The 25,830-nt window shown below is 49.1% G+C and carries 19 protein-coding genes; 5 read left to right on the top strand and 14 right to left on the bottom strand.

The window, feature by feature from the left end:
- Window positions 1–8 precede the first annotated feature (8 nt).
- The 12 genes from C5O19_RS13645 to C5O19_RS13595 form a co-directional block, all read right to left on the bottom strand.
- Window positions 9–1,292 carry a M16 family metallopeptidase gene (locus C5O19_RS13645; protein ID WP_243406379.1) on the bottom strand — a complete coding sequence of 428 codons (1,284 nt, stop codon included), beginning with the start codon at window positions 1,290–1,292 and terminating at the stop codon, window positions 9–11.
- A gap of 168 nt (window positions 1,293–1,460) precedes the next feature.
- Window positions 1,461–2,669, bottom strand: a complete 1,209-nt coding sequence (gene porV / locus C5O19_RS13640; RefSeq protein WP_104713069.1) for a type IX secretion system outer membrane channel protein PorV — start codon at window positions 2,667–2,669, stop codon at window positions 1,461–1,463.
- Window positions 2,670–2,800: 131 nt separating this feature from the next.
- Window positions 2,801–6,073 (bottom strand): type IX secretion system sortase PorU, encoded by a 3,273-nt coding sequence (gene porU, locus C5O19_RS13635; protein ID WP_104713067.1) that lies wholly within the window; start codon window positions 6,071–6,073, stop codon window positions 2,801–2,803.
- 18 nt (window positions 6,074–6,091) lie between these two features.
- Complete coding sequence (locus tag C5O19_RS13630) at window positions 6,092–6,715, bottom strand: SprT family zinc-dependent metalloprotease (protein ID WP_133163362.1); 624 nt, start codon at window positions 6,713–6,715, stop codon at window positions 6,092–6,094.
- Between the two features lie 62 nt (window positions 6,716–6,777).
- Window positions 6,778–6,954: a hypothetical protein gene (locus C5O19_RS26035; RefSeq protein ID WP_165796020.1), complete on the bottom strand. Its 177-nt coding sequence runs from the start codon at window positions 6,952–6,954 to the stop codon at window positions 6,778–6,780.
- A gap of 221 nt (window positions 6,955–7,175) precedes the next feature.
- A complete protein-coding gene (locus C5O19_RS13625; RefSeq protein ID WP_243406378.1) occupies window positions 7,176–7,718 on the bottom strand; it encodes a GtrA family protein in 543 nt (180 codons plus the stop codon).
- Between the two features lie 21 nt (window positions 7,719–7,739).
- Window positions 7,740–9,140, bottom strand: a complete 1,401-nt coding sequence (locus C5O19_RS13620) for an NADH-quinone oxidoreductase subunit N (protein ID WP_104713062.1) — start codon at window positions 9,138–9,140, stop codon at window positions 7,740–7,742.
- 28 nt (window positions 9,141–9,168) lie between these two features.
- Window positions 9,169–10,614, bottom strand: coding sequence for a complex I subunit 4 family protein (locus C5O19_RS13615; RefSeq protein WP_104713059.1), 1,446 nt, complete (start codon window positions 10,612–10,614; stop codon window positions 9,169–9,171).
- Between the two features lie 14 nt (window positions 10,615–10,628).
- A complete protein-coding gene (gene nuoL, locus C5O19_RS13610) occupies window positions 10,629–12,548 on the bottom strand; it encodes an NADH-quinone oxidoreductase subunit L (RefSeq protein ID WP_104713057.1) in 1,920 nt (639 codons plus the stop codon).
- Between the two features lie 65 nt (window positions 12,549–12,613).
- Window positions 12,614–12,937, bottom strand: coding sequence for an NADH-quinone oxidoreductase subunit NuoK (nuoK, locus tag C5O19_RS13605; RefSeq protein WP_104713055.1), 324 nt, complete (start codon window positions 12,935–12,937; stop codon window positions 12,614–12,616).
- Window positions 12,938–13,281: 344 nt separating this feature from the next.
- On the bottom strand, window positions 13,282–14,277 hold the full coding sequence (locus C5O19_RS13600) for an aldo/keto reductase (protein WP_104713053.1): 996 nt from the start codon (window positions 14,275–14,277) through the stop codon (window positions 13,282–13,284).
- A 110-nt stretch (window positions 14,278–14,387) separates the two neighbouring features.
- Complete coding sequence (locus C5O19_RS13595; protein WP_104713051.1) at window positions 14,388–15,914, bottom strand: serine hydrolase domain-containing protein; 1,527 nt, start codon at window positions 15,912–15,914, stop codon at window positions 14,388–14,390.
- A gap of 649 nt (window positions 15,915–16,563) precedes the next feature.
- Between C5O19_RS13595 and C5O19_RS13590 the strand changes: the two genes are divergently transcribed.
- The gene (locus C5O19_RS13590) at window positions 16,564–19,698 is read left to right on the top strand and encodes a SusC/RagA family TonB-linked outer membrane protein (protein ID WP_104713049.1); all 3,135 of its coding nucleotides are present in this window, start codon (window positions 16,564–16,566) and stop codon (window positions 19,696–19,698) included.
- Between the two features lie 9 nt (window positions 19,699–19,707).
- The gene (locus C5O19_RS13585) at window positions 19,708–21,213 is read left to right on the top strand and encodes a RagB/SusD family nutrient uptake outer membrane protein (RefSeq protein ID WP_104713047.1); all 1,506 of its coding nucleotides are present in this window, start codon (window positions 19,708–19,710) and stop codon (window positions 21,211–21,213) included.
- A gap of 104 nt (window positions 21,214–21,317) precedes the next feature.
- Here C5O19_RS13585 and C5O19_RS13580 read toward each other — a convergent pair whose 3' ends face one another.
- The gene (locus tag C5O19_RS13580) at window positions 21,318–22,202 is read right to left on the bottom strand and encodes an HD domain-containing protein (RefSeq protein ID WP_104713044.1); all 885 of its coding nucleotides are present in this window, start codon (window positions 22,200–22,202) and stop codon (window positions 21,318–21,320) included.
- Window positions 22,203–22,381: 179 nt separating this feature from the next.
- Here C5O19_RS13580 and C5O19_RS13575 point away from each other — a divergent pair, with 179 nt between their 5' ends.
- From C5O19_RS13575 to C5O19_RS13565, 3 genes are all read left to right on the top strand, one after another.
- Window positions 22,382–23,122, top strand: a complete 741-nt coding sequence (locus C5O19_RS13575; protein WP_104713041.1) for a porin family protein — start codon at window positions 22,382–22,384, stop codon at window positions 23,120–23,122.
- A gap of 227 nt (window positions 23,123–23,349) precedes the next feature.
- Window positions 23,350–23,622 carry a hypothetical protein gene (locus C5O19_RS13570; protein ID WP_104713039.1) on the top strand — a complete coding sequence of 91 codons (273 nt, stop codon included), beginning with the start codon at window positions 23,350–23,352 and terminating at the stop codon, window positions 23,620–23,622.
- Between the two features lie 11 nt (window positions 23,623–23,633).
- The gene (locus C5O19_RS13565) at window positions 23,634–25,208 is read left to right on the top strand and encodes a calcineurin-like phosphoesterase C-terminal domain-containing protein (RefSeq protein ID WP_104713037.1); all 1,575 of its coding nucleotides are present in this window, start codon (window positions 23,634–23,636) and stop codon (window positions 25,206–25,208) included.
- A 122-nt stretch (window positions 25,209–25,330) separates the two neighbouring features.
- Here the strand turns inward: C5O19_RS13565 and C5O19_RS13560 are convergent, their stop codons facing one another.
- On the bottom strand, window positions 25,331–25,798 hold the full coding sequence (locus C5O19_RS13560) for a GNAT family N-acetyltransferase (RefSeq protein ID WP_104713035.1): 468 nt from the start codon (window positions 25,796–25,798) through the stop codon (window positions 25,331–25,333).
- Between the last annotated feature and the right edge of the window lie 32 nt (window positions 25,799–25,830).

Raw genomic sequence — 25,830 nt, 5'->3', positions numbered from 1 at the left:
TATCGCTTTTATTTCCCACCAGCCACTACTTCAATCATCGAATCCCATTGAAAATAGGTCTGGGCGGCCTGCTGTACGTCTTCGGGGGTTACTGCCCGAATGCGTTCGATATGGCGTTCGTAGTAATCGTCAGGTAATTGATTTAGAATTCGGATTTTATGCCGATCGGCGATTTCGAATGCCGTATTCAATGAACCCACGAATTGCCCGATCATGAAATTCTGAGCCGTTTGCAACTCTTCAAGCGGCACGGGCTCGGTTTGTAGCCGTACCAGCTCTTTCTGAATTTCATCAAGGGTTTGCTGGGTAAATTCTTTGTTAACGTCCGTACCGATCACCAGCTGACTCGCCTGGGCGAAGTGGTTGAGTTGGGAATAAATACCGTAGGTAAAGCCTTTTTCTTCCCGAATATTTTTCATCAATCGCGAACCAAAATAGCCCCCAAAGATCTCGTTCGTGACTAGCACCTTGTAGTAATCCGGGTGTACTCGATTCACGCTCCGTTTGCCCACTCGCAGCGTCGATTGCATTTTTTCGGGCATATCCAGGAGCAGAGGTTTTTCGGGCGGAGTCGCCGGAAATTCGTAGGCTGGCCGGGGCTTCGCACCCTGAACGCTCTGCTGACCAAATACCTGATTGAGTAGCTGTACTTCCGTTTCGTCTACCTGACCAGCCACGAATACCCGAAAGGCTTGCCCCGCCAGGTGCGACTGGTAAAAGTTTACTAAATCCTCGCGGGAAAAGGCTTTCAGGTTTTCCTGCGTCTGGTTTTTTCCGTACGGATGTCCTTTGCCAAACAAGGTTTCGCGGAAACCCCGGGAAGCCAGGAAAGACGTTTTTTCTTCGTTGACCTGTAAGGTCTGTAAGGCAATGGTTCGCTGTACTTCCAGCTCTTCGGCGGGAAAGGTGGCCTCCTGCAACAATTCCTGAATTCGGGGCAGCAGTACGGGCAGATGTTTGCGTAAGGCGTACAGCGTCACCGTCGAGCGGTCCGAAGAAGCCTGTAATTCCAGAAAGGAACCATACTGATCGAAGAATTCGGCTAGTTCAGCACCCGTGTGTTGCTGGGTGCCTTCATTAAGCATCCGCAGTGTAAAGGTTGAAACATTGGGTAGAAGCTCATCCCAGCCACCGGCTTCAAAAATCCACTCGATGCGTACAACGGGTTGTTCCCCGGCCGTGATAACGTATACGGGTATGCCGTTATCGAGCGTATGGGTGGCTACGGGAATCAGGGAAATAGTATCGGTAAGCTGAAAATCAGGAGCTTGGTTGCGGTTCAGTGTCATCATTCATTTACTAATTGCATTCCCGGTAAGAGATTCCTGGCCGGGAAAACGGAGTTTTCATACGGGCAAACCGCCAAGGTACTAAAAACGGTACGGTACAAAACTACCGGAGTGGAAATAAAAAATGGCACTCCTTCGAATGCCATTTTCTTATCTTATACAAACGTCGTGTTAAAAATCGTCGCGGGGAGCTTCTTCGATGCGTTGCTTTTTATCAAACAGGAAAGACAACGATACGCGGAGCGTGTTATTCAGCGGATTCTGCTGTCCTCCGCCCTGGAACAGGTACGAAAAGTCGAGACCCACTTTCTGATATCGTACCCCGAAACCCGCGGAAATGAAGCTACGATTGCCTTTGTTTGGGTTTTCGTAGAAGTAACCCAGACGAGCCGATAGGATTTTATTCCAGTTGTACTCCAAACCCGTTGAAACCGTTACTTCCTGCAACTCTTCCTTGAAGCCATCAGGAGCATCAGCGAAGGAGCCAAAGACGCCTTCGAATAAACCCTTCTTATCAGGATCGGAACCACGACCTGGAATAATGTCGCCTGCTGCATCACGTTCGGGAGGTGTTGGGACCATAAGTTTATTCAGGTCAACCGTCAGCGTCAGGGAGTTTTTCTCATCCAGACGATTGGTGATAGCTGTACCTACTTTCAAATTCGTAGGGATAAAGTAAGGCGTTTGGGCCGTACCACCGTAGTTGATTTTACCACCCAGGTTTTGAATCATGATCCCGTAGTTGGCGTACCATTTCTTCTCCGGGCTATAGCCGTTGCTAAATAGGGCAATGTCACCCGCTACGGTTTGTCCGGGACGCAGAGCAACGCCCGCAACCACCTGATCACCGGTCAGGTTCGAGTTAATATATTTCAGGTTCAGGCCCAGTGCCAGTTTATCCGACAATTTGAGGGCGTATGAACCACCGATCGCGTATTCTTTGGAGTTGAAGTCGCCCGTAATGGTTCCCTGTTCGTTGGTGAAGAGAATGTCGCCAATGTTGAAATACTGAAGCGACAGACCAATGACCTGATTTTTACCAATCTTCTTGTAACCCGTCACATGAGTTAACCACATATCGCCGATCACGTTACGAAGCCAGGGCGTATACGAAATACTGGCTCCTGCGTCGTGTTCCGCGTAAATGAGTTTTGAAACGTTCCAGTACGTACCCGCTGCTTCAGTCGGGCTGAGAGCCACACCAGCATCTCCGAGAGCCGCTGAACGGGCGTCCGGAGCGATATTTACAAAAGGAACAGCCGGAAGAGGAACACGGTCACCATTGACGCCTGTAATCCCACTACCATTTTGTGCCCATACGAACGAAGAGGAACCTACTAGAAAGGCAAGGGTAAAAAATCGGGTTTGAAGTCTTTTCATCCGAGATTGGGTTAAACGTTGAAGGTCTGTGTGCAGGCCGTCCAAAACGGGGGGTACGGGAGTAGTGCCTCTGCTGAGGCAGTTTAAACTGAACATTCGTGGGATGTATTTAATCGCAAAACTAACAAAAGTCACTTGATGTGAGAAATCTTTCCGCTCCCACTTGCAGTGAGACCGGTAGTTAGGGACCGCACAAAAATACGATAAATGTACAAACCCGTATTTAATTCCGAATTTTCGAGCTGTAAATCTTCGTAAGGGGAAGGGGTACTATAGCTTTGGAAGGTCTGCTGATGCAGCAAACGTCCGGTAAGATCATACAGATAGAAAGTAATTTCGGTATCATCGTCCTGAAATTCATGTTCGAAGGTAAAACGTACGCGTTCCCGAAAAGGATTGGGCATTGCCCTAACGCTGCGAAGGCTCTTTTTCGTATAGGGATGTACGGAAAATTGTAAGGTTTGTTGACTTTTCTTGCCAAAACCATCAAAAGCCTGAACTTGAAGCTGATACAAACCTTGTGGCAACTGGCGAAATGGATAACGAATTTGGCCCGAACGGGCATCCGTAGCCGTAAAATAAGTATTTAAATTTAAGGTAAGTGTATCGTTCAATGTAGCCAGAATCGGTTGGTTTTCGGTGTAGGAAAGACCTGTATCATCCGATAAAAAGGCGAGTAGGGTAGGATTCGCATCGGTGGTACCGCCATTCTGAAACTGCTCATCGTTCATGTACAAACGAAGGACAGGAGGCTCTTGATCGGCTACGGGTTGAGCGGCCATTCCGCCTACCCAAGGGCGGCCTATACCCAGGGCGGTAGCGGAGTTACCGTTGGCATATACGTGAACTACTCCGCGTCCAATGCCCCCTTGTAGGGAATGTGGAACGACAAAACGAGTAGAGAACGCTCCCGAGCGGATCGGAACCGTGCCCGTGTACAATAAACTTTTGCGATCCTGATACGTAAATTTCGGGTTTTCATCGCCGAGCGTCTGGTACGAACGTGCCTGATCGTACACTTCAATCCAGGCGTTCCCATCGAAGGGGGCCGTACCACGAATGGTGACTTCCGCTCCGGCTCGTAGGGTGTCAGGGTAGGCGAGCTGGAGGGAATCCTGCGGATAAGCCAGTCGCATGGAAGGATCCCCAAGCAAGGAAAAATTTCGGTTGACCCGACCCGCCAGACTGTTGTTTTTGGTTTGTCGGAAGATGTCACCTAGGCGGGGCATCTGACCGTTAACGGGCTGAAAAGCCGCTTTCATAAATGCTTCACTGACCAGAGCGTTCGAGCTGGCAAACACGGGTCGAGTAGTCGTTAGCAAGGCAATGGCTCCACCCTGGGCACTAAGTAGGGCTAGCTCGGCTCCCGAAACCACTCCGGGATTGTCGTACCGGCCAAACTCGCAGGTCGCCGTTAGCAGCAGAGGTAAGCGGTCATAATTACGCCAGCCTAAAATATCACGTAAACTCAGGATTTGTTCCTGTGTCCAGCCCGATACACCGCCGTGACCGGCAAAGGCAATCATCAGCCGACCCTCGCGAACAGCATTGGATAAAGCCGCCTGGGCTTGCGGACTTTTCTGATCCGTACCCGAACCCGTTTGCGGATAGGCATCGAGGTAAATTTTTTCGGAATGATAAGGGGTCGCCGCCGCCAGATTCACCAGCCGCTCGGCGTCCTGCGTGTGAATGTTGAAATCGCCGTCATCCGCCACAAAAGATAGGCGGCTTTGCCAGGGGCCTCGGGTGGTGGGTGCTTCGTAATGAATCAGCTTGTCTACCATCTGCCGAGCTTCGGTGAGGGTCTTTACGGGCAGGCGTCCAACGCCTACATCGAGCGTATGATCACCGGCGTATGTTTCGGGCCATTCACCTTCGGTATTGTCCAGAAAACCGAAGTAATCGTCGGAGGAATAACTGTAGATGGGATGCAACGATTCACGACTTTCGTACGTAGGTACGTAGAAACCCTGATTTTCCTGAAGAATGTTTTTATAGTCGAAGGTGGCATCTCCGAATAGCAAAACGTATTGTAACGTACCGGGTTGCTGATCGGAAAGTCGTTTAATAAAATCCCGTAAAGCCGTCGGATCCAGCCGACCGGACGAAAACTCATGATACACTTCAGTCGTACTAACGACTAAGGATGTCAACTGATCGTGTGATTGCCGAAACGCCGCCAGCCGTTCCGCTTCCGAACGGAAGGCTGGGGGGCAAATGATCAGTAATTGAGGCGTATTTTTTTGCTGAAGATTCTGATTACCCGTGGGTAGAATCGATGCTGGGGTAAGGGCTTGTTCGGGTAAAAAAGCCACAAATTCGTGGATACGTCCCGCTGGGGTATAGCCAAACGTTCCATTACGCAAGGCCATTTGCTGAACGTCCGTTTCCGATACCTCCCAGATTTGCAGCGAAGCCGGTGCGTTAGCCAAAGTCATTTGTACCTGCGGCAGGGTACGACTGGCCAATGAGCGAAACCGGAACCCCTGGCCCATCCAACTCAACGGTCGTTGTACCTGCAAGCCTAAGTAATTCAAGGCTCCCTGAGCGGCATTGTCGCCGTTACGGTTATAGGTAAGGGTTGTTGCAAACGTTCCATCCGCCGGTAAGGCAGGCAGGGTTCCCGGAAAAGTCGTCGCTACTTCAATCCCTTTATAATCGTAACGATCATAGGTAGTGGCCGGTATAGTTTGGTTGCCTAAAGGCTGGCCGTTTACTTTCAGACTAAATTGCGTCGCTACGGAGCTATAGCCCATGGTAGCCGAAGTTAGCTGAAAAGGGGTATTCGGTACGGCACCCGGTATTTTGAAGGAAATCGTACGTTCAGAGGTAACGTAGAAAATTTCGCCGTACCAGTTTCGTCCGGAAGTAACGCGGTTGATTTCTTCACTTTCGTGAAACAGGTAGTCGTCGTAGCTGGTCAGATTCGTGCCCTGGCTAAGCGAGGGAGCCGTCGTCACGCGTTTAGGAGAACCGTGGGTACTCCGTGTCAGAAAATAATAGGTAGTATCCGAATAAGGATTTAATGCGTGGGAAAACCGCCCCGTCAGGGTATCCAGCCGAATTTCGTGGGGGCTTGTTCCGTAGAAGTAAATGCCATCTTCGGCATCTAGCCGACCGTCCGTTTCTCCCGTGATCCAGAGGGCATTTTCCCGTAAATCTCGTTGGCGAGGTGTTGCGTTGGGCTGGGGAAGGGCCGCTCCGCCATTTCCGTACAGGCAAAGCTGACGCGGATCAACGGTAGGCCAGCCCGCTTTTCGCAGCTGAGCAGCGTCGAGTTTGTATACGCCATCTTTTGTAACCCCGATTTTTAACCAGGAGCCTTCCGCCAATACCGAAGCCTGCCCCTGACTTTGCAGCGGAATCCAGAGCAGCAATAGGAGCCCAATAAACGTTTGTTTCATGTAATAACCGAACCTGCACTAATAACGTGAATTTGGCTCAATCCGTACCTCAAGTAAGCGAACCATTGCTTCCGCAGGAACCGTATACTGTCGACCATTTTGCTGATCAGTACACAAAAAACGGGTACGGCGTTTCTGATGTTTAATGAAGGTGCGGCCTCCCAATTCAAAAGATTGGTTTTCGGGTACTTCGACGAGTCGGAGCGTACCTTCCGGATGCTGATCATAGCGACGAAGAGCCTGATACAGGGGCTGGTGCGAAGCCGTGGCCGCTTTGGGATCACGGGCGTAATCGAGCAGAGGGAGTAAAATATCCGCCGGAAACACGTGTTCGGTTAGGACAGGTTGTAATAATTCCCGAAACATTTTTTTCCAGGAACGTCCGTGTGGAGCAACGCCCGTACCGAATCGGATACAGACCCGCTGATGGGCTACTTCGTGCAAATACGTGATGAGAAAGGCGTAACGGTTCATATTTCCGTTGATGGAAATCCGATGGCCTTTAAGGGAGCAGTAGGCGTAGTCACCGAATTTACTGCGGCGAGGGCGGGTAATCTGGAAATCAAAGGGATGTTGTTGCCACAGACTTAAACAGTAGGCAACCGTATCCGAAGGCAAATGTTGGTGTAAGAGCGACTCCATCCTACAAAAAACGACAAAGCCTTGCCGTAAGGCAAGGCTTTGGCTTGGTTCCTACCAACGAATTATTTCGTAGTATCAGCAGCAGCCGTATCAGCCGTCATTGCCGTGTCAACTGCAGTCGTCGTATCAACCGTTACAGCAGCAGAATCAGCAGTTTCAGTAGATTCAGCTTTCTTTTCTTGGCAAGCTGCCAAAGAAACCATTGTGCCTAGGAGGAACAGGGCGAACAATTTTTTCATTTTTGTGATGATTTTAGGGTTTATTGCCGTAGCAAAGTTGGGCTTAGATTTTCAATAAAACAAGCGTTGCTTTAAGGTTTTTTTAAGTTTTTTACTCGATTTCTTAATTTTATCCTAATTAATCCTATATTTTTTGGATAAAATACCATTTTAAGATAAAAAAAACCTTAAGATTCCCTGTAATGAATCTTAAGGTTTGGTCAAAAGGAGTAGAATGAATTCTATTCGGGAATACCTTTAAGATAATCTTTAATTCGATCGTAAAAACCCGTTGATTTGAAAGTAAAGGTTTTGTGCATGATGTAGTTGCTCGTAAAACTCAGTCCCATACCAACGAGTAGACCACCAAATTCCTTGACGTTAATATTGCGGGCTTTCTCCGGCAAAAAGGACAGCGGGAATTCGTAGAAGAGAGGTTCGGGATGGATGACATTGAAAACGTAGAGAGCCAGACTCGAGCCCCCCAGCGTAATAAAGAAGGAAAGAACGGCCACCATGCCAAACTTAACCATCTCACGACGGGTCTGCCCAGAACTCTTGGCATCAAAGGCAAAAAGTTTCGTTAGCACAAAACCAACGATAAAAGAAACAATGTAACCTAGGGATACAGAAGCATAATAGCTCATGTATTCCCGAAAAAAGCCGCCGGCAATAATTTGAACGGCGGCTCCTGTACCGGCTACAAGAAAGTAGGCAATTAAATCACGCGTGTTGAGTAGCTTGGATTTCTTCGTCTCCAAAGGTTGCTGAAGGGTCTGCTTCAAGGGTTGAATGTGTTGTAAAACCTAGAATATGTTCTTCACCAAGTCAGGAAAAACACCCAAAAGGAGTGTTAATGCTGTAGTGAGGAGCAAAGTTAATTTAAATCCGTTGCTAACGATAACCGGATTATTATCACTAGGTTTTAAATACATCGAAATAATTACCCGGAAGTAATAGTAAATACCTACGCAGGACATCAGTACGGCAATGACTAACAGGGAAGTAAGATTCGCTTGAACCGCCGCCGAAAAGATGAAAAATTTCCCCCAAAAACCGGCTGTTAATGGAATCCCGGCGAGTGAAAGCATTGAAATCGTCATAACAAAAGCCAGTAGAGGATTGGTTTTAGCCAAGCCGTTGAAAGCTTCGTAGCGTTCATCAGCACCTCCTTCATAGAGTTTTTTCTCCGAAACCACCATCAGTACCCCAAAGGCGGAAACGGTAGCCAGAGAATACGCCAGTGAATAAAACAGAATAGCTGAGGGAGAAGCCGAAACGTTCGCTACCACACCCAGGAGCAAATAGCCTGCGTGTGAAATGCTCGAATACCCCATCATCCGTTTGAAACTGCTCTGGTACGCCGCCGTAATATTGCCCACGAGCAACGTCAGTACCGTAATAATAGCCATCGTCTGAGCCCAGAAACCGTAAGCTCCTCCAAAAGCTACCGAGGCCAGTTTATACAGAGCCGCGAAGCCAGCCGTCTTTACAACGGTAGACATAAAGGCCGTGAAGATCGTGGGAGCTCCTTCGTATACGTCGGGCGTCCAGAAGTGGAAGGGAGCTGCCGAAACTTTAAAAAGCATGCCGATAAAGAGTAACAACAGGCCCACATACAGTAGGGGAGAAACCGAACCGTAGCGGATAGCAACTTCCACATAGGTAGCAATCCCGCCTAGTTTGAAGGAACCCGTAGCTCCGTAAATCATGGCTACGCCAAAAAGTAAAATGCCCGTGGCGAACGAACCCATCAGGAAATACTTTAAAGCGGCTTCGTTTGAACGCAGGTTACGTTTATCCGTACCCGTCAATACGTACATGGCTACTGACAATACTTCCACACCCACAAAAAGCATGATCAGGTTTTCAAAACCAATCATCATCATAGCCCCAGCTACTGAAAAAAGTAAAATGGCGTAGTACTCCGCCGGGTGCGTGTGCTCATCATCGCCCCCAAAGCTGCGGGAGAGGCTGACCACAAAAAGTGAGGTAACCAGAACAATTGCTGAGAAGTTAACAAAGAGGTTATTCACCCGTAGCATGTCGCTGAAATACAGAGCCTGATCGTTCCAGTCGAGCGAGTTCAGTACCAGGGCTACCAGTAGAAAGAGCAACGTAGCGGGTAGGAGTACCTGCCGGGACTTTAGGAACCCCAAAAACAGGTTCAGAATGCCGAAAATAGAGAGAGAAATAATGGAGAGCATAATGCTGAAAAGGTCACGGGTGGAAAGATCATTTCATGGCTCGCAGCAATTCAGCTACGGCAGGTTCGGTAAGTTTCAGGAATCCGTTCGGGAACAGGCCGATCCAGAAGACAAACACCGCCAGCGGAGCCAGCACCAGAATTTCGTTGAGATTCAAATCGGTAAACTGTTCAGTAACGGTAGTTTGGAGACCGAACATAGATTTTTGTACCATTCGAAGCATATACACTGCTCCCAGAATAATCGTCGTACCGGCAATAACGCCTAGCCAGGTATTGTAGGTAAAGACGCCTTTCAGTAATAAAAACTCGCCGATAAAACCATTGGTCAGGGGCAGGGCCACGCTACCCAGTACCATGATGATAAAGAAAACACTGAGTACGGGTGAATTTTGCGTAATACCGCCGAGTTGAGTCAAATCGCGGGATTGCGTGCGACTGAAAATGATTTCAACGATAAAAAACAGACCGACGACGTTGATCCCGTGAGCCAGCATCTGAATAAGCGAACCCTGTAAGCCGTCGAGCGTCAGGGAGAAAATACCCGCCGCCATCAGTCCGACGTGAGCAAACGACGAGTACGCCACCAGCCGCTTCATATCCTGTTGCTGGATCGCAATAATTGAACCGTACACAATGCCAATTACGGCCAGAACAATGGCAACGAGTCCCCATTGTTGCACACCTTCGGGTACGATCGGCAATACGATACGGATGAGTCCGTAGGTTCCCATCTTCAGCATGATCCCCGCCAGTAACATTGTGGCGGGCGTAGGCGACTCGACGTATGTATCCGGTTGCCAAGTGTGGAAGGGGAAAACGGGCATTTTAATGGCAAATCCAATGAATAGTGCCCAGAAGAGAAAACCTTGTTGCGAAGCTGACAGGTTCAAACCGTAAAAAGCGGTGAGCAGAGAACTGTGCGTACCGGGCGTTTGCAGGTACAGATACACCAGCCCCAACAGCATGAATAACGAACCGAAAATGGTGTATATAAAGAACTTGAACGTCACCTTAATCCGGTTTTCACCGCCCCACAGAGCCGCAATGAAGTAAATCGGAATCAGGGCTGCTTCGAAAAAGAAGTAGAACAAAAACGCATCTTTCGCCACAAACACCCCAACCAACGCCGATTGCATGAACAGAATCAGGGCGTAGAAGGAAGAGGGATTACGGTAACTATGGTTGAATGTCGATAGAATAATCAGCGGAACCAGCAGCGTACTGAGCAAAACCAGTAAGACACTAATGCCGTCGATACCGATGGCAAACTGTACGCCCGCGGATTTAATCCAGTGATAACTTAAGGAAAATTGACTCGTCGTATCGGGTTGAAAGGACGCCAGCACATAAACGGCCAGAGCCAGTTCAGCCAGGGAGGCGATCAGAGCTACCCGTTTGACCGCCCCGCCCCGCAGGGCCAGCAACACCAGAGCAACGAGTAGTGGAATGAGTATGAGAACAAGGGTGAGCATAGATCCGTTAAGTCTTAGTTACCAAAAATGAGCGTACGCAGGCTGTACATGAGGATGGCGGCAATGCCCATAACCATGATGAACACGTAGAACGAAGTAGTACCGGTTTGCAGCAACCGGAATTCATTCGACAGGCCGCGAACGAAATTACCCAGTCCTTCTACGCCGAAACGATCAATCAGGAGTCGATCCGTAACATTGTAGAACACGCGGGAAAGGGCCTGGATCGGTTTGATAAACAGCGAATCGTACAGCTCGTCGATGTAGTATTTGTGATAAACCAGCTTGGGTAAACCCGTTATTTCAGCATCTGGAGCAGGTACTGATTTCCGACTAACGTAGAGCACGAAAGCAAAGATGATCGCCAGAACGGCTCCGGCTACGGATACACCCATGAGCATGAATTCCGTCGAGTGGTCGAGGTGCGTCTCGGCGAAGGCTTCGGGGTTTACCTGTTTTGAATAAGCGAAGATCGGGTCCAGATACGCCGATAGTTTCGCCGAACCACCCAGTACGGCGGGTACGTTCAGAAAACCGCCCAGTACGGATAATATCGCCAATACGATCAGAGGCAAAGTCATCGAAAAAGGCGACTCGTGCAGATGATGTTCCTGTTCGTGCGTGCCCCGGAATTCGCCGAAAAAGGTCAGGAAAAGCAGACGGAACATGTAGAATGCCGTCATCATCGAACCGATTACGGCCAGCCCCCACATCAGCGGACTGTGCTCGAAAACATGAGCCAGAATTTCATCTTTGGAGAAGAAGCCCGCGAACGGCGGAATCCCGGAAATCGCAATGGTACCGAGCAGAAAGGTCAGGAACGTAACCGGTAGCTTCTTGCGTAAGCCACCCATGTACCGGATGTCCTGTTCGTTGCTCATGGCGTGAATAACCGAACCCGCTCCCAGGAAAAGCAGTGCCTTGAAAAACGCGTGCGTCATGACGTGGAAGAAGCCGGAAGTATACGCTCCAACGCCCAAGCCCAGGAACATATAGCCTAACTGCGATACCGTAGAGTAAGCGAGTACTTTCTTAATATCGTTTTGGAACAGACCAATCGAAGCCGCCAGCAGAGCAGTAATCAGGGCAATCCAGGCGACCAGGTGCAGCGTATCCGGTGCCAGCGTGTACAAAACATTCGAGCGAACAATCATATAAATACCCGCCGTTACCATCGTCGCCGCGTGGATCAGAGCCGATACGGGCGTTGGACCGGCCATAGCGTCGGGAAGCCAGGTATACAGGGGAATCTGAGCGGATTTACCCATCGCTCCGATGAACAGACAAAGCGTAATCCAGAAAATACCCTGATCGCCTACACTCAGCTGGGCCGCCGCCGGGAATACGCTCGCAAACTCCAGACTTTCGAATTGATTCAAAATCAGAAAAATACCGATCAGAAAGCCTAAGTCACCAATTCGGTTCATGACAAACGCCTTGCGGGCCGCGTAGCCGTACGAAGGGTTTTGATTCCAGAACCCAATGAGCAGGTACGAACAAAGACCGACGCCTTCCCAGCCAATAAACATGACCAGATAATTCGAGCCCATGACCAGCAAAAGCATGAAGAAGACGAACAGGTTAAGAAAGGCAAAGAACTTGCCAAAGCCCTCGTCGTGGTGCATGTAGCCGATGCTGTACAGGTGAATGAGCGAACCAATTCCCGTAATAATCAGCATCATAATCAGTGAAAGTTGGTCAATCTGAAAGCTGAAGGAAATATTCAGCGAACCAACCGTAATCCAGTCGTACACGGGTATGTGCTGAGCTTCACCCGAAAAATTTAGGAAAAGACTAAGCACCAAGGCAAAGGAAGCTACTACAGCTCCGGTGCCGATGATACCAACCAGAGATTTAGGAATTCGCCGGAATCCTAATCCGTTAATTAGAAAACCGATAAAGGGCAGTAGAGGAATAAGCAGGGCTAGATTCATAGGGACTGTTAGCCGTTGGCCGGGAATAAAGAATATACCATCGATTGGAGGCGATGATTAGAAAATTACCACTTCAGTTTATTTAGCAAGCCAATGTCAAGGGACCGAACGTTTCGGTAAATCATGACAATCAAGGCCAGACCGATGGCTACTTCAGCGGCCGCAACGGCCATAATGAAGAACACAAACACCTGACCATTGGGGTCTGAGCGGTAGACCGAAAAGGCAATCAACAACAGGTTGACAGCATTCAACATCAATTCGACGGACATAAAAATGATGATGGCATTTCGGCGGGTCAGTACCCCCACAATTCCAATCACAAAAAGGGCTGTAGCAAGATAAATGTAGTACTGAAGCGGTATGGTCTGAACAACTTCGGGGATCATGCTTTCGCTAATTGGGTGAGTACGATCATTTGTTGCAGTAAGGTGACCTGCAACGCATCGTAGGGTTAGGGTATCAAATAGGCTTATGATCCAAAGGAAGATGTTTAAAATGAAATTTTTATAAACACCCTTTGAATAGTACTGAGGCAAAAATAGTGGTTTTCGGCAAACCGTTGCAATGATTCAGCCGGTTAAAACGCATTAATTTTGTAGGAGAGCAAGATTTGAGTGGATATTAGAAAGATTCTAGAGAAGGGATTTAGCAGTTCATTTACACAAAAAAGAAGGGGTTTGTAGCACTCTACAAACCCCTTCTTAATGACAAATACTAGTTAAGTGATTGATTATTCAGCGAGTACCAGCTCGGAAAGCGACGTATTAATTTGATTCATTTCCTCGCTCGAAAGTTGAATCTGAGCGGCTCGAGCGTTCTGAACGGCCTGTTCCGCGTTCCGGGCTCCCACAAGGGCTACGGTGATACCGGGCTGATCAATCGTCCAGCGAATGACTAGTTGCGAGAGTGTCGCCTGTTTTTCATCGGCTATTGGACGAATTTTATCCAGAAAAGCATTGATTCGTTCAATATTTTCTGGCTTATAGAACTTCGTAGTGGGGCGGTGATCTCCTTCGGCAAAGGTATGACCGGGTTTGATTTTCCCCGTCAGAATACCCCGTTGCAAAGGACTATACGCAATGATGGCCGTCTGCGTTTCGATGGCGTACGGAACAACGTCTTTTTCAATCGTCCGCTCTACCATGCTGTACGGTACCTGATTGGAAGCCAGCTTAAGCGTTTGATTCGCTTCTTTCATCTGGTCCAGCGAATAATTACAAACCCCCGCCGCCCGGATTTTACCTTGCTGGAGCAGCGTTTGCAACGCTTCCATAGTCTCGTCTATCGGTGTAGTGATGTCGGGCCAATGGATTTGGTACAGATCAATATAGTCGGTACGCAGGCGACGCAGACTATTTTCACATTCTTCAATGATACTATCGCGGGAAGCGTATTTGTAAATGTCCAGTTCCTGCCCGTCGTTGTCTTTGGTATGGAAGGCAAAATCGCCTTTCTGCACATCCCAACGCATTCCAAACTTGGTCAGGATCTGTACTTGATCACGGGAAATGCCCGCCAGAGCTTCGCCCACAATGTCTTCACTAACGCCTTGACCGTAAATGGGTGCCGTATCAATCGAAGAAACGCCCTCGCCAATGGAGGCTCGAATGGCTTCAACGGCTTCTTTGCGGTCGGCTCCGCCCCACATCCAGCCGCCAATGGCCCAGGCTCCAAACGTAATGGCGGAAGCTTTTACTCCTGATTCACCTAATGCTCTATATTCCATGATTCGTACAAGTGTTAAAATAAGGAATTGATCAAAGAATAATGCCTGGAATTACTTCCTGGCGATTCGAGTACTAGAACTAAGCAAGCCCGGCATCGGTTTAGCTGCGTTTACTGTATTTCCCGCAGATCCAGTTGTTGAATCAGGGCGGGTTTCTCCGGCGAAAGTGTGAAATAGACCTGTACTTTTCCTTTTTCACCTTCCATGATAAAAGCTCCCCGCAGCTGGTTTTCTGGAACCAGTTCGCCCACCCTTACAATCTTGCCGATTCGGGCAAAGAGTTCATCCGAGGCTTTCTTGCGGATGGCCTGTGAATGATCGGGGAAGAAATTCTCCGCAAAAATGGGGTATTGATTGGCCCGATTCCAGTCCCGCAAAACCTTGATGATTTCCTCTTTACGTTGAGCCAGTACTTTCGATACGGGCAGTTGTCGCTTGTGAAAATCGGCCTGTACCCGAAGCAGGTCAATGATCTTCGTGTTGAGGGCGTTGGCGTTGGCATACGTGAGGTTCATGTAACTCACCACACCAATGCCATACTCGGGCAAAATCCGCCAGTTACTGCCGAAGCCGGGTAGGCCTCCGCTGTGTCCGACCGTCATAATATCGTCCGAATCTTTGGTCCAACGTAAGCCATACGCGTAAGCCGTAGCGATGCTGTAGGGCTTACCGTCGGCCTTCGTATTGGTAACAAGACTGGCAAAATTAGCGGGCTGGTGCATTTCGCGTACTGAACTCCGGCTAATTGGGCCAGAGCCTGCTTCACTACGAGGCGGCCAGGCAGCCTGATGAAAGGCCATATACTTACTGAAATCTTCAATGGAAGTGATCAAACCGCCCATGGCTCCGTAGGCTCCATCGTGCAAGAGCTTTTCTTCGGACCATTTTTCATTTTCCCAGCGGTACCCGTGAGCCAGTAAGTCAGCTGGTACTTTTGCATATTCCCAGAAGGTCTGCGTCATGCCCAGCGGCTTGAAAATGTTCTGGTCAATGTAGGTTTGATAGGGCATTTTGCTGACCACGGTAATAATGCGACCCAGCATGGCAAAACCCATGTTGCTGTACTCGTAAGCAATACCCGGCGGATTGGAAAGACTGACGCCCTTGTTGAGCATTTTCAGAAAAGTCATATCCGAAATGGCGAGTTGACGGTCCCCCCAGGGATTGTCTTCGGGAAAGCCCGCCGCGTGCGTCAGCAGATGCCGAATGGTAATGAGCGGGGCATCAACCGTCAGAGCCGGGGTTTTCTTGAGTTCCGGAATGTACTGTTGCACGGGATCGTCGAGGCGAAGTTTGCCTTCATCGCGTAGCTTGAGAATCGCCATCGCGGTTACACTCTTGCTCATGGACGCAATCCGGAAGAGCGATTTTTCGCTGGCGGGCGTCTTGCGGGCGATGTCGGTATACCCAAAACTTTTGGTATGCAGGAGTTCCCCGTCCACGATGATGCCGTAAGCCAGCCCCGGAAATTTATTTTTCTTGAATTCTTCTTCCACCAGTTTTTCAACGGCGGGGAGGGCCTGCCGGATTTTTCCCAAACGCTGGGCATCGGTAAATACGGCGGGTTCGTAGAGGCTTTGGGCGTTCGACGAGAAAAGCGAAGTCGCCAGCAAGAGGGTCAGGTAGTATTTTTTCATGCGAAGAAGACCAAAAATGAATGGAACGGCTAATCTACGAACTTGCTCTTTCGAATTTGCAATCCGAAAGCTGGCTGTTACGGATTTACAATCCTAGTGAATTAGAATTCGCAACTGGTAGGTTCCAGATTGCAAATCTGAGATAGCAAGGGTTTTCAGTTTTTTAGGTAAAATCCGGTAAAGGTAGCGGGATGGGTTGTCCGTAGCATTGGCTACGGACGCAAAAGTTGGTAGGCTGTGCCTACCGGGCAGGACGCACCCCGCATTTCACCCGCAGCGAGCCGTGTATAATAAGCGTAAATACGGATTTGTGAAATCAAGTTTTGTTTAACAAAACAGATTAAGAATTCATAAATACATAATTCACAATCTTCGGTGATTGTCTTTGGATGAACTCTCTTTGCGGCTGATTTAACGATGCGGATAAATACAAGCCTAAATCAGAACGGTCATCTGACCGAAGTAAGCGTTTCGTAACGAATACGCCGTTGATTTCAAGTTATAGTCCCGCCAAGCTTCCAATTTCCTCTTTTCCTGATGAATACTTCGCCCTACTCAGTACCTTCGGAAACTGAGGTCAGGTGTGTTGCCTGTTAAATCCCACGGATTATCTGAATCCTATTGAAACATCTACTCGTTCAAATTTCCTATGGAAAAAATCTATTCAAAGACCCCCTGGATTACGCTGATGGGCTGTTTTCTAGGATTGGGTAGTTTGGCCGCCGAGCCACAATCTGATCTGGTACATCTGCGGATGGTTCGCGATCGGCTGGAAGCGAGCGTATTTCAGGCCGGACGTATTACGGGCCGCGTGACCGATCAGGAAACGGGCGAAGCTCTGGCTGGAGCAACGGTAGCGATCAAAGGCACACAAATCGGTGTAACGACGGGTGCCGATGGACGGTATAGTCTGCAACTGCCCGACGGTGACGTAACGCTGGTGATTTCATACGTAGGGTACACCAACGTAGAGGTAGCCGTAAAATCACAAACCAGTCTGGATATTGCCCTGACGCCTTCTTCGAAACAACTGACGGAAATGGTCGTCGTTGGATACGGTGCTCAGCAGAAAAAAGAAGTACTCGGAGCCGTAGCCACCATTCCGACTAAGGAAATCAGTAGCCGGAATTATAACAATGCGTCGGAAGTACTCCAGGGAACCGTAGCGGGTGTGACGGTGGTCAACGAAGGGGGGGATCCTACCGCTTCGCCTACCATTAAGGTACGCGGGATTGGTTCGCTGAACGATGAGAGTCCTCTGCTGGTTGTGGATGGCGTTATTTATCCGGGAACGTTTAGCTCGATCAATCCGAATGATATTCAGTCGGTGAGTGTACTAAAAGATGCGTCGGCTGCTATCTACGGAGCACGGGCTTCGGCGGGGGTTATTCTGGTAACGACCAAACGCGGTACCAGCGGTCAGATGAAGGTGAATCTGAACTACCAGCAGGGTTTTCAGCAGGTAGCTAAAAAACTTAAACCCCTGAACGCCGCTGATTTTGCTGACGCCATGAATACGGCAACCGATAACACCGGTTTGCCCCGAATCCCGGCCTTTGATGCGACCATCAATCCGGATTCCCGCGTGACGAAAACCAACTGGATGGACGAGCTGTTCCAAGCCGGGAAAATCTACAACATTGATGCCTCGGTGAGCGGCGGTACGGAAAAATCGAACTTCTTTTTCTCGGGCGGCTACCGTAAAAACGAAGGGATTCTGCTGAATACGTACTCGGATCGGTACACGTTGCGGCTCAACTCCGTGCATCAGATTGCCAAGGGCGTAAAAATTGGTGAAAACCTGTCGTATACCGTTAATAATGGACAAACCGGAAACACAACGAGTGCCTATACCGGAGCCATCGTAACGGCCATTTTCTATCCGCCCAATGCCACGGTCTACCGCAACGACGGTTCTGGTCGATTCGGGGGTGTACCCGAGCAGTACGCGGGTTCGTACGGGGATCTGGTCAACCCAGTGGCGTATTTGAAGCGTCTGGACAACCGCAATCCCGTCACGAATGTATTCATCAACCCGTATTTGGAATGGGAAATTATCAAAGGCTTGAACTTCCGAAGTAACTGGGGGATTACGCAAATCAAAAACGATTACAAGCAATTTACGGTACGCGTAACCGAGCCCGGTAAGATTTTCGATTTCAACGAACTGTACCAAAGCAGCTACAGCTCCACGGATGTACTGAACGAACAGACCCTGAATTTCAACCGGACCTTCGCCGGAAAACATAACCTCGATCTGCTCGTCGGTCATACGTATCAGCATACCAAAGCCGAAGATTTTGGGGTGAAAGGAACGGGTTTTGATAATGAAGACCCTTCCCTGCGGTACCTGAAAAATGCCAAGCTGATTCAGTACGACCGCTCGAATGTATTCGAGCGTGGTTTGGAGTCTTATGTTGGACGGGCCAACTATAATTTTGGCGAGAAATATCTGTTTTCGGCGATCATTCGTCGCGATGGTACGTCTAAACTGCTGAACGCCAGTCGCTGGGAGTGGTACCCGTCGTTGTCAGCGGGTTGGAACATTTCGGACGAAGCCTTCCTGAGCCGTACCAACTGGATTAGTAACCTGAAACTGCGGGCCAGCTGGGGTAAGATTGGTAACCTGGCTGGTCTGTCGGATTATGCGTATAGTTTGCCGCTGGCCCAGTCGATGGCTATGCTGGGATCAACGCCCGTCATCAACTACGGATACGCTGAGCGGGCCTTATCTAACCCCAATTTGCGATGGGAAACCTCCCAGCAAACAAACGTAGGTCTGGATTTTGGCTTCCTGCAAAACCGCCTGTTTGGCTCGATTGACGTGTTCTCGAAACGTAACCAGAACATGTTGTTTCAGGAGCAACTCCCAGGCGTAGCCGGTACGCCCGATGGCCGTACCATCAATGCTGGCGAAACCGAAAACCGGGGAATCGAAATTGGATTGACGTATCAGCAAAGCTTAGGCGACTTCAAGTACGATCTGAGTGCTAACGTTTCGTTCCTGAAAAATGAAGTAAAATCATTGCCGTCGGGTCAGGAATTACTGCCCATCGGATCGCGGGTACGGAATCTGCCCAACTCCAATTTTCACATGGTCGGACAGCCTTTCGGAGCCTTCTATGGGTACCAGACGGCGGGTATCTTTCAAACCGATGTGGCAGCTGCGGAATATGTAAACAGCAGTGGTGCTCGTTACCAGGCTAACGCTAAAGCGGGTGATTTTAAATTTCTTGATACCAACGGCGACGGCGTAATCAACGATAAAGACCGCGTGGTACTCGGCAACGTATTACCGACCAAAACCTATAGTTTGAACGGAAATGCCTCCTTCCGGGGCTTCGATCTGAACGTATTCTTCCAGGGATCCGCGGGTAATAAAATCTTCAATTCCCTGCGAAATCTGGCCCTGAATCCCGGTACCTATCCGGGTTACAACATGCTGGAAGAAGTAAAAGACGCCTGGAGCCCGAGCAACCCCGGTGGCACGATTCCCCGGCTGCGGGCGGGTTCGGATCCCAACAGTAACTTCAGCCGTATTTCAGACTTCTACCTCGAAGACGGAAGCTACCTCCGACTGAAAAGCCTGACGCTGGGCTATACCGTACCTGCTACGGTTACCAAAGCCGTAAAAGCACGCGTATACCTGACCGGACAGAACCTGTTTACCATCACCAAATACAGCGGCATGGATCCCGAAGTAGGGATCAGTAGCTTTGGTCAGGACGTAGCCAAGTATCCCTTGTCCCGCGTATTCATGTTTGGCGTAAACCTTTCTTTCTAATCATCCGTCATGAAAAAATATATTCTTCTGCTGGCTCTAGGATTAATGGCCTGCGACAAAAATCTCGACATGACCCCGCAGGGAGCCCCCACCACGGGTAACTTCTGGAAAACCTCCAGCGACGCTCTGGCGGGTGTGAACAGCATCTACGAACTGTACAGCGACGACGACATGTACGGTCGGGGTTTCTTCTGGCTCAATAACGCCAGCGACGACATTGGTACCAAACCCCGCGACAATGCCGAACGGATCAAGAATTTTCAGGTAACGGGCGACGAATCCGATACGCGGAACATCTGGGCTAAGCATTACATGGTCATGAAACGGGCCAATGATGTACTGCGAAATGTGCCGAAAATTACGATGGATGAAAAGCTGAAGAACCAGTACCTCGGCGAAGCGTACTTCAACCATGCCGTTATGCACCTAGAACTGGCCTATCGATACGGTGATAACCGGGCGGGGATTCCCATTCAGGATCGCGAAAACCCGGAAAATATTTACGTAACCCGGACGAAAAGCGTGGCGGAGAACTACGCCTACATCGCCGAAGATCTGAAAAAGGCGGCGGATCTGTTACCTCTCTTTTCCACGTATAAAAACGCGGATTACGGACGGGCTCATAAAACGGCAGCCTGGGCGTATTTGGCCCGGACGTATCTGTACGCCAAAGATTGGGCGAACGCCGAGAAATACGCGGATCTGGTTGTTACGAGCGGTCAGCACGCCCTGCTGGATAATTTTGAAGACGTTTTTAAAACGGCTAATAACTGGTCGAAAGAGTATATCTGGTCAGTAACCTCGAGTGCATCTGATACGCGGTTTGGTTGTATTTTTCCCGGTGTATGCCTGGATGATAAAGGCTGGGGACTGTACAATGGCTGGGGTAACTTCTATCCGACGAAAGAACTATACGATACGTACCCGGCGGGAGACAAACGCCGCGAAGCTACGATTCTGAAAACAGGTGACAAGTTCATGTACTTCGGTGAGGAGCGTACCTATAACCAGGATAACTTTAAAGTAAGTTCAAGCAACCGGACGGGGTATCAGTTCCGCAAGTACATGGAACCGTACGGCTATGCCAATCCGATTGGTACGTACGTGAATCCGAACGGCGATAAGCCTTCTACGTCGCTGAACGTTCCTTTGCTGCGGTACGCGGATGTACTGCTGATCAAAGCGGAAGCCAAACTGATGCAGAATAAAAACGCGGATGCGGAACTGAACCTGATTCGTAAACGGGCGGGACTGGTTAATCTGACCAATGCCACGCTATCTGATTTGAAACGCGAACGTCGGTGCGAACTGGCGGGCGAATGGACTGATCGTCACTTTGATCTGGTTCGCTGGGGCGATGCTCAGGCCGTGTACGCTCAGCCGCTACACCACGCGGATGGTCGGGTCATTTACGCCGCCCGGATGTTCAATCCGGCTATTCACCACGTCTGGCCGATCCCTCCGATGGAAATTCAGAATAGTAAAGGTACGCTGGCTCAGAATCAGGGCTGGTAAGTTTGAAAGTACTTAAATAAAACAACCCGAAAGTGTTGAGCTTTCGGGTTGTTTTATTTAGCCCTTAGGATAAAAAAAGCATTATTCTCTATGCAGTCCCTGGATTAACCCTGCCGTTCACTCAGGCGGTACACCCGGCCGTGCTCCAGAATTTCGGGATCAATTTCCCGTTTCTTCAAAATGATATTGCTTGGAACAATCGGATTAAAATCGCTCATGCTTCGAATCTTATCCAGTTTCATCCGAGCGTGCAGGCTGAATTCAATCAGGTTGATTACGTGCGTATCGTTCTGGAAAAAGTCGTCTTCCAGTAAGAAGTTATGTTCCAGTAATTCGCGTAATAATTCCGCCAGTTTCTGATTGGCGTACAGGTGCTCCTTCTTCTGAAAATACTCCTGATTAAGAACCGTATACTTTTCCTTAATCCAGCGGGCGGCGGCTAGGGAAGTCACTACCATTCGGTTTTTGTATACCATTACGTTTTCCAGAAACGTGTGAATTTCCTTGAATGTCAGGAGTCCCGCCCAGTACAAATCCCGCAGCGTATAATCCAGACGATCGGCACACAAGTGGGGCAGGGGTTGTTCCAGAATCGGAAACGAACCCGTCAGAATCTCATCCGCTGTATAACCATAGGCCTCCAGAATAGAAGAAATTTCGGGCTGCCGAAGAAAGTACGCAAACCACTTTTCGTGAAAATCTTCTTCCTGATGACTCAGCACGTAATCAATGACGTGCGAGAAAGCCGTATGCGAAAGATCATGCAGTAGGCCCGCCACCTGCTCTTTTTCCGAACCACCGAGTTGCCGGATGAGCAACATCACCCCCACGGAATGCTCAAAACGGGTATGCCGTATCTGGGGATTAACCAGGAAGATGGCTCCGCCCTGGTGAATGAATTGTAAGCGTTGGAAAAGCGAACTCTGAATCAACGTTTCAAAGACTCCCGTAATCTCATGCGAACCATACAGTATATCGGAATACAACATATCTCAACTAGCAATTAACAGCACCACCTACCGGGCATGTACGTAAAACCAATGGTCTGAAGTTTTTATCAAACCTCGCTTCTGGAAGAACAAACCCCTTTCTAAGGACTATGTATACCAGACAAAGTTTCAAACAAATAATTAATACTGAAGGTTAGTTTTGAAAAATTTCACAACCCATGAAAGCAAAATCTTTATTCTTACTTCTACTGGGCTTGATTTCTGCCAGTGCCGCTCGGGCTCAAATTCGGCTGGACTTGGAGTCAGGCCTGGTGTTCGGGACGCCTTACAACCGAATCCGTATTCCCAATCAGGGTGGTACGCTGGTGGACATTGGCAAAGAATTGGATGTTAAACCTAAGGTCTTTTTCCGTTTACGGGCGGGCTATACCATCAATAATCGGCACACGATTTCTGCTCTGTACGCTCCACTAACCGTTCGCTATGACGGAGCTTTTCGGGAAAACGTTTCTTTTAACGCGGTGGTATTCGAAGCCGGAAAACCCGTGGAGGTAAATTACAAATTCAACTCCTATCGGCTAACCTATCGATACGATTTCGTGGCTAACGAGCATTGGCGGGTAGGAGCGGGTGTGACGGCAAAAATCCGGGATGCTAAGGTTCGCTATAAAAATGATACGAAGGATACCAATTTTGATAACTTCGGTTTTGTACCGCTGATTAATTTCTACGCGTCCTGGCAACCCGGTAAACGCTGGGGCGTCCTGGTAGAGGGTGATGCCTTAGGTTCCAAACAAGGTCGGGCCGAGGATATTTTCGCGGGAGCTACCTATGCTCTGGGCGAGCAGGCCTTTGTCAAACTGGGCTATCGGGTTGTGGAAGGGGGAGCCGACGTAGATCGCGTGTACACCTTCAACTGGATCAATTACGCTTCCGTAGGTCTGGTGGTGGAATTCTAATTACTCCCCAATTTCCTACGTGCGATGCATGCCGATACGGTTCGTTTATCCCCGTGTCGGCATTTACTTTTTGTATAAATGTTACGTATAGGCTAAGTGGTTATGGTACGTTAATAGCGTCTGGAACAGACATTAACGGGATTGCATTAACTTTTTGTGAAGCCGCTTAACGAAAATATAACTTGGTGAAACCTAGGACTTCGCTACAATTTTGCGGCGTAAAACACATGCATCACATCGCCATGCTTCCCAAGTTTCTGCTATCAATGCCCAACGAAACGGACGTTGATTATGTACTCCATACGGACCAACCTTCTTTTCTGATTCGCGTCGACCGAAACGATGAAGACCAGCCCGTTTTATCGAAAAGCTCGATCATTCGCTGGTACGACGCCGAACCTACGCAGTCGGGTATTTTGGATGCCATTTTCGAGGAGATGACGGAGTTCCTATTGGAAGAATACGACTTTATTTCAGACGAAGAGGAGTGGAACGACTAATCACCAGAACCATGAAACAGCAATGGCTGGCCTGCGGGCTAAGTACCCTTTTGTGCAGTGCCGCTTTCGCCCAGAGTCAGGTGAAAGGCTACGTGTACGACGATCAAAACGGAAACGGCAAAAAGGATAAAAAAGAAGTCGGACTGGCGAAAGTGGCCGTATCCAATGGTCGTGAAGTCGTACTGACCGACGAAAAAGGAGCGTATAGCCTACCCGTAGGACAGGATAATACGATTTTTGTCATCAAGCCAACGGGGTATCGCCTGCCGGTAAATGAATACAACTTACCGCAGTTTTACCGCCACCATAAACCTCAGGGATCGCCCAAAACCAAGTTTGCGGGCGTAGCCGCTACGGGTGAATTACCCAAATCCGTAGATTTTGCCCTGATTAAACAGGACGAGCCCGAGACTTACAAAATGCTCGTTTTCGGAGACCCTCAGGTGTATACGCAGGAACAGGTGACGTTCTTTGAAAAAGGGATCATCGATGAGGTAAAAACCAAAACCCAGGACGTGCGTTTCGGCATCAGCATGGGCGATGAAGTAGGGGATAACCCGAACCTGTACGGCCCCTACAAACAGGCCATTCAGAAATTGGGCGTACCCTGGTTCCATGTCATGGGTAACCACGACATGAACTACGACGCTCAGACGGACAGCCTTTCCGACGAAAGTTTCGAAGCCGCCTTTGGCCCGAACAACTACGCGTTTAACAGTGGGAAAGTCCATTTCGTTGTACTCGACAATATTCTCTATCCCGATCCCCGCGATGGCAAAGGTTATCAGGGTGGTTTACGTCCGGATCAGCTGGATTTTATCGAAAACGATCTGAAACTCGTACCGAAAGACTACCTGATTGTATTCTGCTACCACATCCCGCCCTTCGAAGAATTCCGTAAGGAAGATCGGCAACGGATGTTCAACGCCCTCAAAGATTTCCCCCATACCTTATCCCTGTCGGCTCATACGCACTTTCAGCTACACCATTTCTTTGGCAAGGAAGAAGGTTTTGCCCGCGAAACACCGCACCACGAGTACAACGTAGGAACGACTTCGGGTGACTGGTATTCCGGTGAAATGAACGCTCAGGGCGTACCCGTTTCGATGATGCGGGATGGTACGCCGAAAGGGTACATGTTCCTTTCCTTCAATGGCAACCAGTACGCCTTTGATTACCGCGTGGCGGGTCAGCCTGAGACGTACAAAATCGGCATTCACGCTCCGAAAGTAATTGCCCGTCGTCAATCCGGAAAAGGGGAAGTGTACGCTAACTTTTTCCAGGGTAGCAAAAATGATCAGCTCGAGTATCGGGTGGATAATAGCGAATGGAAAGCCATGACCTACACCGAAGAACCCGATCCGATCATGGTCAGTACACGTTTGCGTTGGGACGAAGCCGCCGAGCCGCTGCAAGGTACACGTCCGTCGAATCCGGTGCCTTGTACGCACTTGTGGAAAGCCGCCTTGCCCGGAAATCTACCCGCGGGTGAACACAAGCTGGAAGTACGAGCGAAGGATGCCTACGGCCGGACTTTCATCGGGACGCACGCTTTGAAAGTCATTAATGCAGCGGAGAATAATTAACCAATTGCCGTTGATCATAACAAAGCCGAAGGAAGCCCTGCTTTCTTCGGCTTTTCTGTTTCAGGAAACACGAACCAGCAAGCAAAAGCGTCCATCGTTTCTACGATGGACGCTTTTGAGTATTAGGAAATTTTCGAATGGTGCTCATACGTCATGTACGTATGCGGAATACCATCTTCCACGTATTCCTGACCCGTTGAAACAAACCCGAGCGATTTATAAAACGAGAGCAGGTACGTCTGTGCACCAATTTTAATGGAATGAGGGCCGAACAACCGGCGGCAGTAGGCAATGGAGGCATCCATCAGCCTTTTTCCTAAACCCGTACTGCGAACATCGGGTGCCGTAACAACCCGACCAATGGCCGTATAGCCCTGGTAGCAGACGTCCTTCGCAAAGAGTCGTGTGTATGCAATGAGTTTGCCCGTCGTATCATCCTTGCCCATGCAATGCCAGGCTTTCTGATCGTTGCCGTCAATATCCTGATACGGACACTTTTGTTCAACAATGAAAACTTCGGCACGTAGAGCTAGAATATCGTATAGTTCCTGAGGCGTAAGTTCGTGAAATTGCTTGAGTACAAACTGCATAAAAAGCTTAATGAAATGAAGAGATAAGTCGA

The sequence above is a fragment of the Siphonobacter curvatus genome, from assembly GCF_002943425.1.
In the GTDB taxonomy this organism is placed as follows: Bacteria; Bacteroidota; Bacteroidia; order Cytophagales; family Spirosomataceae; genus Siphonobacter; species Siphonobacter curvatus.
The sequence above is the reverse complement of the archived record's forward strand: the minus strand, read 5'-3'. Positions and strand labels throughout refer to the sequence as shown.

Bases quoted from the DNA above. Each gene is read 5' to 3' on its own strand.
- C5O19_RS13570 (WP_104713039.1), top strand. From the start codon at position 23,350: ATGCATCACATCGCCATGCTTCCCAAGTTTCTGCTATCAATGCCCAAC.
- C5O19_RS13645 (WP_243406379.1), bottom strand. From the start codon at position 1,292: ATGATGACACTGAACCGCAACCAAGCTCCTGATTTTCAGCTTACCGAT.
- C5O19_RS13590 (WP_104713049.1), top strand. From the start codon at position 16,564: ATGGAAAAAATCTATTCAAAGACCCCCTGGATTACGCTGATGGGCTGT.
- porV (WP_104713069.1), bottom strand. From the start codon at position 2,669: ATGAAAAGACTTCAAACCCGATTTTTTACCCTTGCCTTTCTAGTAGGT.
- C5O19_RS13565 (WP_104713037.1), top strand. From the start codon at position 23,634: ATGAAACAGCAATGGCTGGCCTGCGGGCTAAGTACCCTTTTGTGCAGT.
- C5O19_RS13600 (WP_104713053.1), bottom strand. From the start codon at position 14,277: ATGGAATATAGAGCATTAGGTGAATCAGGAGTAAAAGCTTCCGCCATT.
- C5O19_RS13595 (WP_104713051.1), bottom strand. From the start codon at position 15,914: ATGAAAAAATACTACCTGACCCTCTTGCTGGCGACTTCGCTTTTCTCG.
- C5O19_RS13585 (WP_104713047.1), top strand. From the start codon at position 19,708: ATGAAAAAATATATTCTTCTGCTGGCTCTAGGATTAATGGCCTGCGAC.
- C5O19_RS26035 (WP_165796020.1), bottom strand. From the start codon at position 6,954: ATGAAAAAATTGTTCGCCCTGTTCCTCCTAGGCACAATGGTTTCTTTG.
- C5O19_RS13630 (WP_133163362.1), bottom strand. From the start codon at position 6,715: ATGGAGTCGCTCTTACACCAACATTTGCCTTCGGATACGGTTGCCTAC.
- C5O19_RS13615 (WP_104713059.1), bottom strand. From the start codon at position 10,614: ATGCTCACCCTTGTTCTCATACTCATTCCACTACTCGTTGCTCTGGTG.
- C5O19_RS13560 (WP_104713035.1), bottom strand. From the start codon at position 25,798: ATGCAGTTTGTACTCAAGCAATTTCACGAACTTACGCCTCAGGAACTA.
- nuoL (WP_104713057.1), bottom strand. From the start codon at position 12,548: ATGAATCTAGCCCTGCTTATTCCTCTACTGCCCTTTATCGGTTTTCTA.
- C5O19_RS13580 (WP_104713044.1), bottom strand. From the start codon at position 22,202: ATGTTGTATTCCGATATACTGTATGGTTCGCATGAGATTACGGGAGTC.
- porU (WP_104713067.1), bottom strand. From the start codon at position 6,073: ATGAAACAAACGTTTATTGGGCTCCTATTGCTGCTCTGGATTCCGCTG.
- C5O19_RS13575 (WP_104713041.1), top strand. From the start codon at position 22,382: ATGAAAGCAAAATCTTTATTCTTACTTCTACTGGGCTTGATTTCTGCC.
- C5O19_RS13620 (WP_104713062.1), bottom strand. From the start codon at position 9,140: ATGCTCTCCATTATTTCTCTCTCTATTTTCGGCATTCTGAACCTGTTT.
- nuoK (WP_104713055.1), bottom strand. From the start codon at position 12,937: ATGATCCCCGAAGTTGTTCAGACCATACCGCTTCAGTACTACATTTAT.